Below are 19522 nucleotides of genomic sequence, written 5' to 3'. Positions count from 1 at the left end.
ATTAACTTTTTTGTTGCAAAAATTAACCAAAGCTGCCGGTGTTTTAAAATGGCCGGCGAAGGAAATTTAATACAGCAAAGGTTCTACAGTAAATCTACGTATTTAAATGAGGAAATCCGAAAATCCCGGAAATTCAAAAATGATGCTTACATTGCCATATGCTAAACGCCAACCGCACTGCTGAAATGCCTGCCGGCAAACATGAGGAAAAGGATTACGCCGGTTTTTGGTACGAGATGCAACAGGACAATGAACAAGGCCTGTATAAGATTTACCACGAGTTATATGATAACTTTTATCATTACGGCATCTCCGTCGTATTGGATAAGGCTATTGTAAAGGAAGCCATCAATGATATTTTTGTAGAGATATGGCGGAAACGGCATCAGCTGGAGATGCCCGCCAATATTAATGCCTACCTGTTTATCTGCTTTAAAAGAAGATTGTATAAGATGCTCGCCAGGGAACAAAAGAGCGCGGTAATATCGGACAGTCAGCTGTTCCGTGAACCGGAAGAACAACCCTGGGAGACAGTGCTGATACGCCAGGAAACGGATTCGCTGGTGAAGGAGAAGCTGGAAAAAATGCTGACGCTGCTCACTTCCCGGCAACGCGAATTTATCCGGATGCGGTTTTACGAAGACCTGAGCATCGATGAAATAGCCATGAAAACGGCGGCTACGCCCCGTACTATTTATAATACCATTCACAACGCCCTGGTACGTATCCGGGAAGTATATACAGATGCCACATTTATAGCGCTGCTGCTGCTTTTGATAGACATAGAAAAAAATTCCTGAAATTCTTTGGTAAAAAATTAACCGGGTGGTCCTCTTTATCTTAAACGCCCGGAATGGATTTACAGCAATACAAGGCGGAAGACTTCATCCTCAACGATTCCTTTGTTCGTTATTGCCTGCGCAGTAACGAATCAGACATTCAGTTCTGGGAGAACTGGCTGGAAAGGTATCCGCATAAGCAGGAAGAAGCGGCTATCGCGCGGGAATGGTTGTTCCGGTTGGGGCTTCGCATTACCCCGGAAGAAAAGGAAGCGGAGTTCGGCAAGCTGAAACTGGCGGTAGCCGGAGCAGCAACGCCGCCGTCGGCCTTTCCCCGGAAAAGAATAATACGTATAGCCGCTGCTGTCATGCTGCCACTGATACTGGCGGGTAGCTGGCTGCTGAGCAAAAGACAGGGCCATACACCACAACAGTCTGATACATATACGATATATACCGCTGCCGGCAGCATACGCCGCGAGATCATGCTGGCAGACGGAAGTCATGTGATCCTGAATGCCAGCAGCACGCTGAAAGTACCGCACAGTTACAACCAACAGGACCGCCGGCTGGAGCTGCAGGGCGAAGCGTTGTTCGAGGTAGCAGGCGTAGAAAACAAACCATTTATTGTTAACAGTGGCAGTCTGCATGTACAGGCATTGGGCACTGCATTTAAATTACGCGCCTATCCCTTTGATACCGCCGCCGCCGTGCTGCTGGTAAACGGAAAGGTACGCGTGGCGCAGGCGGCAGCTACTGCAGACCTGCAGCCCGGAGAACAGCTGACAACCGGTAAAGAACAGCCGGCATTCCGCAAAAGTACCTTTGACACCAGCCGGGAAATGGCCTGGAGAAAAGGCCAGCTGATATTCAGCAACGCGTCCCTGGCAGATATTGCCGCTTCGCTCGAATACTGGTACGGCATAAAAGTAGTGGTACAACCAGGCAAATACAAGCCTATCCGCTTCAACGGCGTATTCAGCAACAAGCCGCTGCAGGATGTACTGGCAGCAGTGTGCTTCGTGAACGGATTATCATCATCAACAAAAAACAACATTTTATACATACAGGCAGTAACTAAATAAGACCACGCTACCATCTAAACAACCAAAATGCGTTATGACGAAAACATCCCTTTTGAGGGCATGCTTTGGCATGCTCATGTCCTTCCTTTTGCTAAGCTGGGTACAGATAGCAGAAGGTCTGAAAGATAAGATCGACGTTGGTTTCAGACAAACGAAAGTACTCGGTGTGCTGCAGTACCTCGAAAAAAATACCCGTCTGAAATTCTCGTACAATCTTGACGATCTGGAAAAATTAAAACCTGTTACGATCGATAAAAAAGAGAGAACAGTAGAGAATTTATTACAGGAAATCAGTCATGTTACTTCACTTGAATTCAGGATGACAGAAGACATCATCCTGGTGAAAGTGCCTGCTGCCAGAAATGTGGCAATGGTAACCACAGCTGCACCGGCACAGGAAAAGCCGGTGGCAGGTACGGTGAAATCTGCTTCAGGAGAGGCTTTGCCTGGTGTAAGCGTGCGCGTGAAAGGAACTTCACGCGGCATGCTCACTGACGTAAAGGGTGCTTTCCGCTTCACTGACCTGCCCGCAGGCGCAGTGCTGGAAGTATCTTTTATCGGCTACGATAAACAGGAAGTGGCATATACCGGCCAGCAGGTGCTGGATATTACCCTCAATACCTCCACCAAGGTACTGGACCAGGTGGTGGTAGTAGGCTACGGCACCCAGAGCAAAAGAACGGTGTCCAGCGCTATCTCCTCTGTTAAAGGCAGCGAGATCGCCAATGTAGCCAGCAACAACCCTGTAGGCGCATTACAGGGCCGCGTGGCGGGTTTAACCGTCAACAATACCGGTGGTACCCCCGGCGCCATGCCTGATATCAGGCTCCGTGGCGTAAGCACCTATGGTTCCCACGCTCCGCTGTTTATCATAGATGGTAGCCCCGGAGATCCCTATTACCTGAATAATAATGACATTGCTTCCATTGAAGTACTGAAAGACGGCGCCGCGGCGTCTATTTACGGTTCTAAGAGTGCCAACGGCGTTATCCTCGTAACTACCAAGAAAGGTAAAAAAGGCGCGCCTAAAATGGAATTCAACGCCTGGTACAGCATGGTAAACCCTACCGGTAAAATGAAACTGCTGGATGCGGAAGGCTACCTGAAAGTACACACCATGATGTATGATAATGCACCCAGGGCCAAACGTCCGGCTTACCTGAAAACAGGCGTTACTGCCAACACCAACTGGCAGGACGAAATCACCCGTTCCGGTAGTTCTGAAAACTACAGTCTCAATGTTACCGGCGGCGGCGATTATTTCAACTATGGCCTGAGTGGTAGCATCGCCAATGATAAAGGTACTTTCATCGGCAGCGACTTCAAGAAGAAAGCACTCCGTTCCCGTAACGAGTATAAGAAAGGCCGCCTCACCATTGAGGCTAACCTGGTATATGCCGAAACTGAACGCAAGGATGTAGCTTACAGCATCAAGGATGCCTACTTCCAGTCCCCGCTGCTGTCTGTTTACGATGCAAAATCCAAATATGGCTACGGGATGCAGATCAACGAACTGCCGAAGTTTGAAAATCCTGTAGGCGTTAACTTCTATAACGACAACTACAGCAAGAGCCAGTATTTTAATGGTAACGCCCGCCTGTCATTACAGCTGATCCAGGGTATGAAGTTCGTGACGAACCTCAACCTGGTGAACACCAACTATATCAACTACGCTTTCCATCCGCCGTACCGCGCCAATGCAAACGATCCGGAAACGCCTTTTGCACGGCTGGAAGACGGCCGTTCCAACTACCGCGAACGCCTGATGGAAAACCTGTTATACTATGACCGCACCTTCGGTAAGCACAGCCTGAACCTGCTGGCGGGTTACACTGCACAGCAATATCAGACAAACAGCATTACCACCGTGGCGGATGGTAAAACAACCGTATACACCGTAAACGGCGATGGCGCTATTGAAAGCAATGTGATTCCCGGCGGTTTCCTGGATCCTTCCTTCAATACTATGGATGGCGCTGCCGGCGGTTCCTTCAAGGCAACCGGCTCCCGTCCGCAGTACTACCGCCTGTCTACACTGGGTCGTATTAACTATGCATACGATGGTAAATACCTCCTGCAGCTGTCCGTTCGCCGCGACGGTTCTTCCAAATTCGGTGAAAACCGCCGCTATGGAGTATTCCCGTCTGTGTCGGTGGGCTGGAACATGCAGAGTGAAAACTTCATGCAGTCCCTGACCTGGCTCAATCAGCTGAAATTACGCGCCAGCTATGGCCGCCTGGGTAATGAAGATGTACTCGGATATTACGATCACCAGCAGCTGATCTCCGTACTGAACTACATGGGCGGCGGATATGTGCAGGGTGATGGCAGCACGGCATGGCCCGGCGGTATCGCCTGGGATCTGAAAAACAAAGATCTGCGCTGGGAAACAAACGTATCCCGCAACATTGGTTTTGATTTTGGTGTGCTGAATAAACTGACGGGTTCCTTCAACTATTTCAACAACGTGACGGTTGACCTGCTGATCACCAAGGAGCTGGCTCCAAGCGCCGGTCTGGTAGAGCCTACCCTGAACGCCGGCCGCATCGGCAACCGCGGATGGGAACTGGACCTGACCTGGGCTGATAAAAAATCTGACTTCTCCTATAGTGTAACCGGTACCGTTAGCCAGGTGAAAAACAAAGTGCTGGAACTGGCCAACAAGGGACAGTACCTGAATGGCCTTGGTCTGAAATACGGTACTTCCGTATTCCCTACCAGCAGCCGCGAAGGCACGGAAATGGGCGCTTTCTACCTGTATCAGACACAGGGCCTTTTCCAGTCTGACGAAGAAGCGGCCAACTATAAAAATGCCAAAGGCGAAAGATTACAGCCTGCCGCAAAAGCCGGTGATATCCGCTTTGAAGATACCAACGGCGACGGTGTGATCGATGATAACGACAAAACCTATAAAGGCAGCTATTTCCCTAAACTGGAATACGGCCTGAACATCAACCTGGCGTACAAGGGCTTCGACCTGCAGATGTTCTGGCAGGGTGTTACCGGTAACAAAATCTATAATGGTAATATGTATGAACTCCAGGGTATGGATGCCGGCCGTAACTTCGACGTGAGCACCCTGAATGCCTGGACGCCACAGAATACCAATACCAGCATACCACGTGCTGTGTTAGGTGATCCGAACAGAAACAACCGCGAATCTACCCGCTTCCTGGAAAATGGCAGCTACCTGCGCCTGAAGATGCTGCAGCTGGGTTATGCCTTCTCTCCGAAACTGCTGGAAATGGCTAAAATATCACGGTTACGCCTCTACGTAAGTGGACAGAACCTGCTCACCTTCACCAAATATTCAGGGCTGGATCCTGAAATCGGTAATGCGGACGCACTGAACAGCGACCCCACTACCCGGAAATACGGTAGCCTGAGCAATGGTATCGATCGCTGGAAATATCCGCAGAACAAAGTGTTTATGGTTGGTATGCAACTGGAATTCTAAAATTATTCGTTATGAAAAAATCTTTGTTATATACAATGCTGGTATCAGCAGGACTTTTTTGCAGCACCGGCTGCAAAAAGGAGTTGCTGAACCAGAACTCTCCTGATAAGCTGACTACCGATAACTTCTGGAACAGCCGGGAGCGCGCACTCAGCGGCCTGGCTGCCGCCTATTCACAGGTCGAGAGCTTCGTAGGCTGGGAAAACTTCATCGAAGGCCGTTCCTGCCGCGAGTACTTCCGCGAAGATTTCGTGGAACCAGGTACAGACGCCTACAACTACAGCTGGTGGATGGAGATATACAACTTCACCTATCAGTCAGACAATGTGGCCATCGATTATTTCTGGAAAGATAATTACCGCGGTATCAACTTCACCAACCAGGTGCTGGCCAACGTAGCGGCGATGACCGACAACCAGATCGACGAGGCCAGCCGCAAGGCTATCCTGGCGGAAGCCCGCTTCCTGGAAGCCTATTACTACTTTAAACTGCTGACCAACTTCGAAAAGGTAATCATCCGTGACAAAGTGCCTGAAGGCGAATCTGATATGCCTAAAGCTCCTGCCTCCCGCAGTGAAGTATGGGATCTGATTATCAATGACCTGAAGCTGGCGGAAGCTGACCTGCCACTCCGCAGTGGCAGACCTAACAAGGAATTGGGAAGGGCCACCAAAGGCGCTGCACAGGCTTACCTGGGCAAGGCGCTGATCTACCGCGGTGGTGAAGATGCCGCCAACAAAACCAAATACTACACAGAAGCTGCTACCTGGCTGAAGAAAGTGATGGACTCCAATGAATACTCCCTCGAATCCAATTTCATGGGCATGTTCAACGGTACACTGAAGAATTCCAAAGAATCTGTTTTCGAACTGCAGATGACCATGGATGAATCCAATGGGAACTACTTCAAATCACAGCTGAGCGACTGGATCGCAGCCTTTGAACTGGGCGGCTACGGCGAAATCTATGGTACGCCACGCCTGCTGGCAGAAATGAAGAAAGAAGGCAAAACAGCCTCCGATGGCCTGTACGATCACCGTATCTACAGTACTGTTTTCTTCAAGGATGCCTACTTCAACGATCCCGCAAACCCGCGCGTATATGATGAGATCTACGACGACGTGTTCAAAAACAACGACGGCGCCATTGCCTTCCGCAAATGGATTCCTGCCAGCAGCGCCCTGCTGGGCAACGCAACCGCCATCAATATGCCTATCATCCGCTTTGCGGACGTGAAGCTGTTGTATGCGGAAACACAGAACCACCTCGGCGCCCAGGATAAAGCCATGGAACAGGTCAACGATGTGCGCGCACGCTCCGCAATGCCTGCACTGAACCTGACTGCCTCCGCAGACGTATTTAACCAGATCGTGCACGAACGTGTCATGGAGTTCACGCTGGAAAGCAGCCGTTTCTACGACCTTCGCCGCTGGGGCCTTTTGGCAACAAACATGCAGGCTGCAGGCCGTACCTGGACAACAGCGAATAACTATTTCCCGCTGCCGCTGAAAGAAACATTAAACAACCCGCTTGCTAAATAATTACGAATTGCGAATTACGAATTGCGAATGATAGCGAAGATGGGAATTTGATAATTAAGAATTATGAATTATGAATGATGAGTTAACGGGAAGATAAGAGCGGAGATGGAAGCATTATTAACACTTGTTCTTTATGCCTATGCCAGCTTTTAGCTTCGCTGCTATTTTCCCGTTAACTCATCATTCATAATTCTTAATTATCAGATTTCCATCTTCGCTATCATTCGCAATTCGTAATTCGTAATTCGCAATTCTTAATCCGGAACCATGAAAAAATTCCTCCTCTATCTGCTTCTTCCACACCTGGGTTTTGCACAACTGCCTGACTGGGAGAACCCGCAGCGGCCCTCGCTGAATACTATGGCGCCTCATGCGCACTTTACGCCTTACCCGGATGCCGCTGCTGCTATGAAAGGTGGCGCATCAGACTTTATATTGTCACTGGATGGCACCTGGCAGTTTCACCTGGCCCGTAATCCGGACGCGCGTCCGGATGGTTTTGAAAAACCGGGCTATGATGTCAGCAAATGGAAAACTATTGCAGTACCTGCCAACTGGCAGACGTACGGTTATGCCCCTTACATTTTTACGGATGTGGAGTACCCGTTTACACCCAATCCGCCTTATGTGCCGAAAGAAGATAACCCTGTAGGGTCCTACCGCCGCGACTTCCGCCTGCCTGCCGCCTGGAAGGGCAAGCAGGTACTCCTGCATATCGGCGCAGCCAATGCCTTCGTGTATGCCTGGGTAAACGGACATATGCTCGGCTTCAGCAAAGACAGTAAAACACCCGCCGAATTTGATATCTCCGCCTGGCTGAAACCCGGCGCCAACACCGTAGCGCTGCAGGTATTCCGCTTCAGCGACGGCTCCTACCTGGAAGGACAGGATATGTGGAAACTCAGCGGCATCGAACGCAGCGTTAAACTTGTCGCCAGGGAACGGTTAAGCATATACGATTTCTTCGCCCGCCCGACCCTTACCAATAACTACCGCGATGGCCAGCTGCAGCTGGATATTGCCCTGAATAAAATACCGGATGTAACGGACAGGAATAAACGTATTAAAGTACAGGTGCTGGATAAAGACAAAATTCTCCTCTCCCGTATCCTCGCTATTGAGAAAGACAGCCTCCTGCAACTACAGGAATTATTCCCCGCTATCCGCCCCTGGAGCGCGGAAAAACCACATCTCTACCAGCTGGTAATTTCCCTGGAAAATAAACAGGGCGCCGCTGTAGAAGTATTTAAACATGCTATCGGATTCCGGCAGGTGGAAATAAAGCACGGCCTGCTGCTGGTAAACGGTACCGCGGTGAAAATTAAAGGCGTTAACCGCCATGAGCATGATATGCAGACGGCCAAAGTAGTGAACGTGGATGGCATGCTGAAGGATATACAAACCATGAAGCAGTATAATATCAACGCCGTGCGTACCAGCCACTACCCCAACCGGGAAGAATGGTATGAGCTGTGCGACCGGTACGGATTATATGTAGTTGATGAAGCCAATATAGAATGCGATGGAATGAGCATGCATCCGCTGCAGACCCTCTCCGACAAACCGGAGTGGAAAGCTGCTTACCTCGACCGTACCCGCCGTATGGTGGAACGCGATAAAAACCACTGTAGTATTATCACCTGGTCGCTCGGCAATGAAAGCGGTTTCGGTGAAAACTTCATTGATACCTATAAATGGACCAAAGGCCGTGATAATACCCGCCCGGTACAATACGAAGCTGCCCGCAACAATCAGTGGACAGACATCGTATGCCCTATGTACAAATCACTCGGATGGATGCAGGAATATGTGCGCGAATACCGCGACCGCCCGGCTATCCAGTGCGAATATGCGCACATGATGGGCAATAGCGGCGGCAACCTGCGCGACGACTGGGAAATGATATACCGTCACGATCAGCTGCAGGGCGGATTTATCTGGGACTTCACGGATCAGACATTCCTGCAGCGCGACTCCCTCGGCAGAACCATCTGGGCTTATGGCGCAGATATGGGAACCGTTGGGTCTACCAGCGATACCAGCTTCTGTGCCGATGGCATGCTGGCTGCCGACCGTACGCCGCATCCCCAGGCCTTTGAAGTAAAGAAGGTGTATCAGCCGGTACACTTTGCTACGGTAGATTTATCTGCCGACCAGATCCGTATTCAGAACCGCTACGACTTTAACCGACTGGATAATATCATCCTGAGCTGGACCCTGAAGGCGGATGGAAAGGTGCTGGCAACCGCCACGTTGCCGGCGCTGCACACCGCTCCACACCAGTGGGATACTGTGCGTATAGCCTTACCCGTTATCAATCCGGCTCCGGGTACTGAGTATTTTGTACACCTCCAGGCCCGCCTGAAAGAAGCAGACGGTCTGCTCCCTGCCGGCGCCATAGTAGCCGCCGATCAGTACCAGCTGCCGGTATATGCACCCGTACAGGCGAAAAAAATTGCCGGTAAATCCCTGCAGGTGAAGCAGGAACAGAATACCTGCGAAATCTCAAATGATCATTTTACGGTTACCATAAAAGACGGCTGGCTGCAGCAATTCAGGGCTAACGGGCACGACTATATGCAATCTGCCCTTCTGCCGTCCTTCTGGCGCGCCGCTACGGATAATGACATCGGAAACAGCCAGCAGGTGCGCTGCGCCATATGGCAGCATGCTGCTGATAACGCTGTCGTAAAATCGGTGGAAGTAATCCGTCAGGATGAAGCGCACGTACTGGTGAAAGCCCGTCATTACCTGCCGCTGGTAAAAGTAAACTACGCTACCGACTATACGATTTATGCCAATGGGGACATAAAGGTGGCCGTGCAGTTCCTGCCGGGAGATGCCATTTTACCGGAAATGCCGCGCATGGGGATGCGTATGCTGCTGCAACCGGCAATGGATAAGGTTTCCTGGCTGGGCCGCGGGCCTTTCGACAACTACCAGGACCGCAAATATGCTGCCGATGTAGATGTATATACCATGCCTGCAGACTCCCTGTTCCATCCCTATCCACGCGCCCAGGAAAGCGGCTATCGCTCGGATGTACGCTGGATGGCGCTCCGCAACACCGCCGGCAACGGCTGGATGGCCTGTACAGATTCACTCCTCAATATGGGCGTATTACACTTCGATATGAGCCGCCTCGATTTTAACCGCAAACATAATATCCATGGCGGTTCCATGAATAACCAGCCGCTCATCTGGTGGAATATTGACTACCAGCAGGCCGGTCTTGGCGGTGATAACAGCTGGGGCGCAAAACCACATGCCCCTTACACTGTCATCTGCAAGGATTATCAGTACAGTTTTATATTAAGACCATTATTTAACGGAGACGATGCTTCCGCAAAGGCGAAAGAAATATATGAATAAACTGAAATGGTGTGTACTGCTGCTCTGCATGCAGCAGCAGGTACAGGCCCAGCGCACACAATTTCCTGATGTACTGGACATCCGGTACACCGTGAAGGATACAGGCAGGGTGTCGGGCTCTTTTTTCTCGGACAACGGGGCATGGCATGCCTATGCACTGCCCGCAAATAATACGGCAGCTGGCTTTACAGGCCCGCTGCTGATGGATATGAAAGGAGAGTGGCTCTCCGGATGCATCGCGCAGCTACGGCTATACGAAAATGACCGGGAGCTGGTATTGCAGCAGACAGACAGCGCCATGCGCTATTACCCCGGACTGATACAGGGCGCCTGGAATGCAGGCCCGGTGAAGGTGAACATGCAACTCCTGTTCAGCAGTAACAGAACCGCCATACTACAAACCACCATTATCAATACCGGCGGCAGTCCGCTGCAACTGAAAGTGCAATGGGAAGGTAAAACCGCGTTGCAGCGGGCGCGGCTGGAGTCCGGAAAAAATGAACTGCGTATAGGCATTGCCGGTACCGGCCATCATTTTAATATCCGTTACCTCACACAACAGCCATGGGATATTGCCACTACCACCGGCAGCTATACCGCTGCCAGCAATATTTCCCTGGCAGCGCATGGCAGCTGGTCTGCCACACAGGCTCAGTCTTTCTACCCGGAATATAAAGAGCAGGAACTGCCGCCGGTTGATTTTGCTGACGCCTTCCGGCAGAATGAAACACGCTGGAATGGATACCTGAAGCAGTTATTCAGCCATATGCCGTTTCCTGCCAGCGATACCTTCCGTAGCCGCCTGGCAGTAAAAAGTATGATGACGCTGCTCACCAACTGGAGAAGTGCATCCCGTCATATACGCCGTGATGGCGTATTCCCGTCTATCTCCTACCAGGGATTCTATGGTATCTGGTCCTGGGACAGCTGGAAGCAGGCAGTAGGTATCAGCTATTTTGATCCTGCCCTGGCGCAATCCAACATACAATCCATGTTCGACTACCAGGATGCTGCTGGCATGGTACCGGATTGTATTTATGCAGACAGTACCGAGAATAATCTCCGCGACACCAAGCCGCCATTGGCAGCGTGGGCCGTGTGGACGGTATTCGGAGCTTCGCGGGATACTGCTTTTGTCAGCCGCCTGTACCCATCGCTGGTACGCTATCATAACTGGTGGTACACTGCCAGGGATCATGACCACAACGGATTGTGCGAATTCGGCTCCACCGATGGCACCCGCATTGCAGCAGCCTGGGAAAGCGGGATGGACAATGCCGTGCGCTTCGACAAAGCTGTGATGGTAAAGAACGGCGAAGGCGCCTGGTCGCTCAACCAGGAATCCGTTGATCTCAACAGTTATCTCTATAAGGAAAAGCTGATACTGGCGCAGATGGCTACCATGTTGCACCGGCCGCAGGAAGCCGCCACCTGGCGCAGACAGGCAGCCGCTTTGAAAAAACAGATTCATGCTGCTTTCTACGATGAAGCCAGCGGCTATTACTATGACCGTATGCATAACGGTACGCTCATCCGCGTAAAAGGACCGGAAGGCTGGATTCCTTTATGGACAGGTATTGCACCAGGAAAAGCTGCTGCAGCCACCATAAAATATATGCAGGATACCACTGTTTTTAATACATTAGTGCCCTTTCCGGTGCTGGATGCCAGTGAAAAGGCGTTTGACCCGCAACGCGGCTACTGGCGTGGTCCGGTGTGGATAGATCAGTTCTATTTCGCTATCGCGGCCATGAGGCAGTACAAGGCCGGCGCAGCTGCTGCCGGCATGAGCGCCAAACTATGGAACCATGCGGCAGGTATGCGCGGCAACGGTCCGCTGCACGAGAACTACCATCCGCGCACAGGTAAAGGATTGAATGCATCAAATTTCAGCTGGACAGCCGCACATGTACTGATGCTGCTGGCAGATAAACAATAATAACGGGATTATGTACTATACTTTTTCTACAACAGGCATCATTAAACTGGTGCAGGAATATTACGGACTCAATGTGACAGGCAAGGAACTCGAAGGGTATGAGGAGGCGAACTTCTTCCTGGAAGATGAAAACGGAAAGAAATATATCTGTAAGGTAGCAGATGATACACATAGCCCGTCTTTCCTTGATGCGCAGGCAAAAATACTGGATAAGCTGTCCCGCAGCAATATCGCCGGGCATTTCCAGCAGGTGCTGAAGAATAAGAAGGGGGAAGCAGTTACACCGCTGATATTCCCCGAAGAAATACATTACATGCGCCTGTATACCTGGCTGGAAGGAAAGCCCATGGTAACGGTAAAGGGTACACGGGAACTGAATGTCTCCCTGGGTAATTTCCTCGGTAAAATGGATCAGGCCCTGGAAATGTTTTCTCATCCGGCCATGCACCGTTACATCAAGTGGGATATTGCGCAGGCGCTGGATGCACGTGCACAGCTGCCCTGCATTAAAGACCATGAGAAACGCAGACTGGCAGCCTATTTCCTGTTGCAGTTTGAAATGGAGGTTTTACCGCAGCTCTCTTCCCTGCGTAAGGCATATATCCACAATGATGCAAACGATTATAATGTTCTTGTAGAAAATAATGCCATCAGCGGGCTGATTGATTTCGGCGATATGGTACATACCACACTGGTGAATAACCTGGCTATTGCCTGTACCTATGTTATGCTGCAGGCAGCCGATCCGTTGCAGGCCGCCGTAGAAGTGGTGGGCGGTTACCACCAGGCATATGCGCTCACGCCGGAGGAAACAGATCTGCTCTATTACCTCATCGCTGCACGTTTATGCATCAGCGTTACTACTTCTGCCGGTAAAGCTGCGGAAGGCAGTGATAATGAATTCCACTTTATCACAGAAAACGGCGCCTGGCAGCTGCTGTTCAAACTGATTACCATCAACCCGGTGGCTGCGCAACAGGCATTCCGCCTGGCTTGCGGGTTTCCGTCTGTTATTCAGGAAGATGACGCCTATGCACCGCTGTTAGACAACCGCCGGGCACATATCGGCCGCAATCTCAGTATCAGCTATAAAAAGCCGTTGAAAATAGTACGCGGCGCACTGCAGTACCTCTATGATGATAAGGGCCGCACCTATATTGATTGTGTGAATAACCCCAGTCACGTAGGGCATTGCCATCCTACCGTGGTAAAAGCGATGCAGCGCCAGATTGCGAAGCTGAATACCAATACCCGCTATCTGCACGATAACCTGGTGGATTATGCGGAGCTCCTGTTATCTACGTTGCCTTCCAGTCTGGAAGTCTGCTATTTTACCAATTCCGGCAGCGAGGCCAATGACCTGGCTATCCGTATGAGCCGCCATTTCACGAAACAGAAAGATGTTGTTGTACTGGATCATGCTTACCACGGCACTTCTACGGTGGCGATGGAGCTGAGTCCGTATAAGTTCGATGGTAAAGGCGGATTCGGCAAACCGGAGCATACCCATAAAGCCCTGAATCCTGATATGTTCCGCGGACCATACCGTAGTGATGATCCGCAGGCAGGAGAAAAATATGCGGAAGATGTGCAACGCATCATCACCGGCCTGCAGCAGGACGGTAAAGGCGTGGCGGCATATATCTGTGAAACGTTGCTGGGCGTAGGCGGCCAGATTCCATTACCACCCGGTTACCTGAAAAGCGTGTATGCCGCTGTGCGCGCCGCCGGCGGCGTTTGTATCGCAGACGAGGTGCAGGTTGGCTTCGGCAGGGTAGGAGACGCTTTCTGGGGCTTTGAATTACAGGAGGTAACTCCGGACATCGTGGTGCTGGGAAAACCGATCGGCAACGGTCACCCGCTGGCCGCCGTAGTAACCACCAAAGCCATTGCAGACGCATTTAATAACGGGATGGAATATTTCAACACCTTCGGCGGTAACCCCGTATCTATGGCTACCGGGCTGGCAGTGCTGCAGGTCATCAAAGAAGAAGGCTTACAGGAACACGCCCGCGTTACCGGTAATTATTTCATGGAAGGCCTGGAAAAACTAAAGGCACGGCATGCCATCATCGGCGATGTGCGCGGACACGGTTTCTTCATCGGCGCAGAGCTGGTGCGCAGCCGCGAAACGCTGGAGCCGGCTGTTCCGGAAATAGACCAGATTGTAGAGGCAATGAAGGAAAGAGGTTTCCTGCTGAGTACCGACGGACCGCTGCATAACGTGCTGAAAATAAAACCGCCCATGGTGTTTAACAAGGCGAATACAGACGCATTGCTCGCGCATCTCGACGAAGTACTTGCCTCATTCTGATTCCTTATATTTGTTGCATGCAACAGGATCTGGCAAAGAAAGCCGCAGGAGAAGCCGCGGCAGCATATATTCAGCCCGGTATGACCATCGGGCTGGGAACAGGCAGTACCGCCTATTACGCGATTATGCGTATAGGCGAGCTCGTTAGGAACGGGATGCAGCTGCAGGCTGTCGCTACTTCGGCCGCTTCTGAGGAACTGGCACGCGCGCAGCAGATCCCCATCATCCCTTTTGAACAGGTAGACAGCATAGACCTGGATATTGACGGAGCTGATGAGGCAGACGAATCGCTGCAACTGATTAAAGGCGGCGGAGGCGCTTTGTTGCGCGAGAAGATTGTGGCCGCTGCCGCGAAGGAAATGCTGGTGATTATGGATGCTTCCAAACTGGTGAAACAGCTGGGAAATTTTCCCCTGCCGGTGGAAATCATTCCATTCGCCTGGGAGTTCACCTTCCGGCACCTGGAGCAGTCAGGCGCATCACCGGTGCTCCGTAGAAAAGAAGGTAAAATATTTATTACAGATAACGGTAATTATATCCTGGATTGTCATTACGGCCGGATTACAGCCGCCCCTGAGCTGCACCGGCAGCTCAATGACATCCCCGGCGTAGTGGAGAACGGCTTGTTTCTCCGCTACGCCAGCCGTCTGCTCATCGGTTATGCGGACGGTTCTGTTAGATCCTTGTCCAGATAGGAGTTCCGCCTGGTATCTTTGGAGGTAATATATACCAGCAGCGATATGAAAATACAAACTGTCACATACCAGTAGTACCAGGATTCATGTCCTGTTTTCTTAAAATATAATGCGATGGATTCCGCGGTACCGCCAAACAGCGCTACCGTGAGCGCATACGGGAAGCCTACGCCCAGCGCCCGCACTTCAGCGGGGAACATTTCAGCTTTTACGACCGCATTGATGGAGGTATACCCGCTTACGATGATGAGCGCCACCAGTATCAGCAGGAAGGCCGTGCTTTCTGAGGTAGTCTGACTGATGCCGGTTAAGATAGGCACCGTAAAGAGGGTGCCGAGCACGCCGAAGCCTATGAGTAAAGGCTTTCGGCCATATTTATCTGACAGCAGCCCGAACAGAGGTTGCATGCAGGCGTATATCAGCATCAGGAAGAAAACGAGTGTGGTTGTCCGTTCAATGCTTAGTTTCACTGTATTCACCAGAAATTTCTGCATGTAGGTAGTATAGGTATAGAAGGCCAGCGTGCCGCCCATGGTGAGTCCTACGACGGTAAGCACCGCCCGCGGATATTTTTTGAACAGCTCTTTTACGGAACCTTTTTTATCTGTCGCTTTGGATTTGTCAAACGAGGTAGATTCCTGCATATGGGAGCGCAGGTAGAGGGTGAACAGGGCCAGCAAGGCGCCTATTACAAAAGGAATACGCCAGCCCCAGCTGTAGAGCTGCTCCCGTGTAAGCAGGGATTGCAGGATCATCTGAACACCGAGTGCGGTGAGTTGGCCGCCTATGAGTGTTACATACTGGAAGCTGGAGTAGAACCCGCGGCGGTTGGCGGTTGCCACTTCGCTGAGGTATGTCGCGGAAGTGCCGTATTCGCCGCCTACGCTGAGGCCCTGTAATAACCGCGCCAGGAGCAGCAATACAGGCGCCATCACCCCAATGCTTGCATGCGAAGGGGTAAAAGCAATCAGCATGGAACCGAGGGACATCAGCAATACAGACAGTGTCATGGCTGTTTTGCGCCCTTTCTTGTCAGCAATGGCGCCAAACAGCCACCCGCCCACAGGGCGCATGAGGAAGCCTACCGCAAAGATAGCCGCCGTATTGAGCAGCTGTGCTGTATAATTATCTGATGGAAAAAAGACAGGCGCAAAATATAAAGCAAAAGTAGAGTAGACATACCAGTCATACCATTCTACCAGATTGCCCGCCGACCCGGTTAATATGGCTTTTATCCGCCACGTATCAGTGTTTTTCATATAACCCGCTAAAATATGTAGTTATTTTTTTATTTTATTATCTGAGATTTGAAGGCAAAGCAAGAATTCAAAAGAGAAGTACATTTTATGTTAAACTTCAAACAGTAAAATATAAATTTATTTTATCATCTTATTATTTGATATTAGAATAGGGTAAATGAACCTAAAAAATCTTCGCTCATTTCAAAATCTCAAATAATAAAATAATTAAATAATCAAACGGGATGGGGCCTTGCGGTAAAAAAAGTTTGGTTCGTATTCCGGAAAACTCTTATCTTCGTTGCGCTTCTTAAGAATATTGTATTTCAATTCTGTTGGTAATCTCCTTTTACACTCAGCTTTTATTTTACATTTTTTCTTCTAGTCGCCCAGGTAGCCGCCTGTCTAATAATTGGCGAGAACAAGTTCACAATTAAATATTAAATAAATGCAAACAGGTGTAGTAAAATTTTTTAATGAAGCTAAAGGTTTTGGATTCATTAAAATCGAAGGAACTGGACAAGAAATTTTTGTTCACGTATCTGGTATCAAAGAAAGCATCGGCGAAAATGACCGCGTAGTATTCGACGTGGAAGAAGGCAGAAAAGGCCCGAATGCTGTTAACGTAAGACTGGCATAACTTATTGAATAATAGTTTTGTTATTAACTGCCCAAGCTTAGCTTGGGCAGTTTTTTTTTGCCATCTTTCGTTATCTTCATGAAGGAATGCACATATTGTTAACCCGTACTGCGAACGCCTATGAAGCTATCGGCTTTTTTTCTATCTTCGCAGTTTCAATTTTTAAATAATCATGCCCCAACCGGATAATACGAATACCATCTTTCACCTGGCGGCAGATTTCATTAACCACACACACCGCCATATATTCCTTACCGGGAAAGCCGGTACAGGGAAAACTACGTTCCTGAAGTATATCAAAGAACATACAAAAAAGAATACGGTAGTAGTAGCGCCCACCGGTGTTGCCGCTATCAACGCAGGCGGTGTAACCATGCACTCTTTTTTTCAGCTTCCTTTCGGCCCCTTTGTTCCGGGTACGAAAAGAGGCTTCGCGATGGATGAAATCAGCAGTACGGACAAACACAGCCTCTTCCGCAATATCCGCTTTACCAACGATAAGAAAGCGCTGTTGCAGGAAATGGAACTACTGATTATTGATGAGGTGAGTATGGTGCGCTGCGATATGCTCGATGCTATCGATACCATCCTCCGTCACTTCCGGAACAAGCCCCTGTTGCCTTTCGGCGGCGTACAGGTACTGTTCATCGGGGATCTTTACCAGTTGCCGCCCGTAGTGCCGGATGCCGAATGGCAGCTCCTCTCCGAATATTATAACAGCTCCTTCTTCTTCGATGCCAAAGTGATTGACCAGGCGCCGCCTTTATATATTGAACTGAAGAAGATCTACCGGCAGAATGAACAGACCTTCATCGATATTCTCAACCGCGTGCGGAACAGTGAAGTGCTGCAGGATGACCTGACTACGCTGAACAGCTTGTACAGACCGGATTTCAAGGGAGAAGACGGAGAATATATCGTGCTTTCCACCCATAACCGCAAGGCGGATGAAATCAATACCCGCCGCCTGGCAGATATGCCCGGAAAGCTATATCGCTTCGAAGGCAGGATAGAAGGTGATTTCAGCGATAAGGCATTGCCCACAGAGCTGGTGCTGCAACTGAAAATAGGAGCGCAGGTCATGTTTCTCAAAAACGACCTGGCCCAGCCCCGCCGCTACTATAACGGGAAAATCGCTACCGTAAAGGAAATCAACGATACGGAAATTACGCTGGTATTATCAGGATCCCATGAAGAGCTGAAACTCGAAAAGGAAACCTGGCGTAACATCCGCTATTCCTATAACCAGGAAGAAAATAGTATTGAAGAAGAAGAGATCGGCAGCTTTACACAGTTTCCGATCCGGCTTGCCTGGGCTATCACTATTCATAAGAGCCAGGGGCTTACTTTTGAGCGTGCCATCATTGATGCAGGATATGCCTTTGCACCCGGACAGGTATATGTGGCGCTGAGCCGCTGCACGTCCCTCGAAGGACTGGTATTACATTCACGCATCAGCCACGGCAGCATCAGAACAGACCGGCAGGTGATTGAATTTGCAGAGAAGGAAGTAGCGGCCAATGAACTGGTAGTATTGCTGGAGATGGAAAGGAAAAAATTCCAGGCTACCACGCTGCTGCAGCTGTTTGACTGGTATCGTATGCAGGCTACCATGAGGAGTCATGGTGTCTGGATACAGGATAAAAAAGTGCCCGACTTCGATGCGTCTATTCAGCTGAGCCGGCATCTGAGCAGCAAAACAGAACAACAGCAGGAAGTAGCCAACAAATTTGTGGTGCAGCTGCATCAGCTGCTGGACACCGTGGTGCAGACCGGCGAAACGGAACAGCTGGAAGCGCGCGTCAATAAAGCCATTGGCTACTTCACCCAAAGCATATACGAAGATCTCATCAAGCCGCTGAAGGCACATATCGAAACCGTCAGAAAGGCGAGATCGAAGAAATACCTGCTGCAGCTGATGGGGCTGGAAAGTGACTGCTGGCATAAGCTGCGGCAGATATGGGAGGTATCCTATGCGGACCTGAATTTCACACAGGGACTGAAAGATTATTTACAGCTGCGGGAAGAAGAAGCTACCACCACCGGTGAAAAAGTACCGGCGGTAAAACCACCGGCCAAAGGCAAGGTGGAAAAAGGCAGCAGCCGCCGCGGCACACTGGAGCTGTACCTGGGAGGTAAATCCATTCCGGATATCGCGGTAGCGCGGCAGCTGGCCGTCAGCACCATTGAGAGCCACCTGGCCCAATGCGTGGAGGCCGGAGAGCTGGACCTGCACCGCTTCGTCAGCGAATCCAATGTAAAGCTGATTATCTCACACATAAAGGAACTGGGCGCCACCGCCACAGGACCTATCAAAGAAAGGGTAGGACCCGCCATCAGCTTTGCGGAAATACGCGCAGTACAATGGTATCTGAAAAAACAGCAGGAGGAGGAAATCATGCGGGATTAACGTAACAGGAAACGGCAGCTACCAGTACGACATACAGCACAGACAAGATACA

General features: G+C 50.3%; 11 protein-coding genes. 10 read left to right on the top strand and 1 reads right to left on the bottom strand.

Annotation, left to right across the window (positions count from 1 at the left end; all coding sequences use genetic code 11):
* Window positions 1-158: 158 nt before the first annotated feature.
* From GWG06_RS22450 to rpiA, 8 genes are all read left to right on the top strand, one after another.
* Window positions 159-800 carry an RNA polymerase sigma factor gene (locus tag GWG06_RS22450; RefSeq protein ID WP_160716138.1) on the top strand — a complete coding sequence of 214 codons (642 nt, stop codon included), beginning with the start codon at window positions 159-161 and terminating at the stop codon, window positions 798-800.
* 53 nt (window positions 801-853) lie between these two features.
* Window positions 854-1864: a FecR family protein gene (locus GWG06_RS22445; RefSeq protein WP_160716136.1), complete on the top strand. Its 1011-nt coding sequence runs from the start codon at window positions 854-856 to the stop codon at window positions 1862-1864.
* A gap of 34 nt (window positions 1865-1898) precedes the next feature.
* On the top strand, window positions 1899-5321 hold the full coding sequence (locus tag GWG06_RS22440; protein ID WP_160716134.1) for a SusC/RagA family TonB-linked outer membrane protein: 3423 nt from the start codon (window positions 1899-1901) through the stop codon (window positions 5319-5321).
* A gap of 11 nt (window positions 5322-5332) precedes the next feature.
* Window positions 5333-6862, top strand: a complete 1530-nt coding sequence (locus tag GWG06_RS22435; RefSeq protein WP_160716132.1) for a RagB/SusD family nutrient uptake outer membrane protein — start codon at window positions 5333-5335, stop codon at window positions 6860-6862.
* 267 nt (window positions 6863-7129) lie between these two features.
* Complete coding sequence (locus GWG06_RS22430; protein WP_160716130.1) at window positions 7130-10234, top strand: glycoside hydrolase family 2 TIM barrel-domain containing protein; 3105 nt, start codon at window positions 7130-7132, stop codon at window positions 10232-10234.
* Entirely contained in the window at window positions 10227-12173 is a 1947-nt protein-coding gene (locus tag GWG06_RS22425; RefSeq protein WP_160716128.1) for an MGH1-like glycoside hydrolase domain-containing protein, read from the top strand. The genes GWG06_RS22430 and GWG06_RS22425 overlap by 8 nt, the downstream gene beginning before the upstream one ends.
* A 10-nt stretch (window positions 12174-12183) precedes the next feature.
* The gene (locus GWG06_RS22420; protein WP_160716126.1) at window positions 12184-14487 is read left to right on the top strand and encodes an aminotransferase class III-fold pyridoxal phosphate-dependent enzyme; all 2304 of its coding nucleotides are present in this window, start codon (window positions 12184-12186) and stop codon (window positions 14485-14487) included.
* Between the two features lie 17 nt (window positions 14488-14504).
* Window positions 14505-15182, top strand: coding sequence for a ribose-5-phosphate isomerase RpiA (gene rpiA, locus GWG06_RS22415; RefSeq protein WP_160716124.1), 678 nt, complete (start codon window positions 14505-14507; stop codon window positions 15180-15182).
* Here rpiA and GWG06_RS22410 read toward each other — a convergent pair.
* Window positions 15146-16441: an MFS transporter gene (locus GWG06_RS22410; RefSeq protein WP_127043970.1), complete on the bottom strand. Its 1296-nt coding sequence runs from the start codon at window positions 16439-16441 to the stop codon at window positions 15146-15148. The genes rpiA and GWG06_RS22410 overlap by 37 nt on opposite strands.
* Window positions 16442-16868: 427 nt before the next feature.
* Here GWG06_RS22410 and GWG06_RS22405 point away from each other — a divergent pair, with 427 nt between their 5' ends.
* Together GWG06_RS22405 and GWG06_RS22400 are read left to right on the top strand one after the other, a co-directional pair.
* The gene (locus GWG06_RS22405) at window positions 16869-17060 is read left to right on the top strand and encodes a cold-shock protein (protein WP_078668260.1); all 192 of its coding nucleotides are present in this window, start codon (window positions 16869-16871) and stop codon (window positions 17058-17060) included.
* Window positions 17061-17232: 172 nt separating this feature from the next.
* Window positions 17233-19470, top strand: coding sequence for a helix-turn-helix domain-containing protein (locus GWG06_RS22400; protein WP_160716122.1), 2238 nt, complete (start codon window positions 17233-17235; stop codon window positions 19468-19470).
* Window positions 19471-19522: the final 52 nt, after the last annotated feature.

Origin of the sequence: Chitinophaga solisilvae (assembly GCF_009928525.1) — a bacterium.
GTDB lineage: Bacteria > Bacteroidota > Bacteroidia > Chitinophagales > Chitinophagaceae > Chitinophaga > Chitinophaga solisilvae.
The sequence above is the reverse complement of the archived record's forward strand: the minus strand, read 5'-3'. Positions and strand labels throughout refer to the sequence as shown.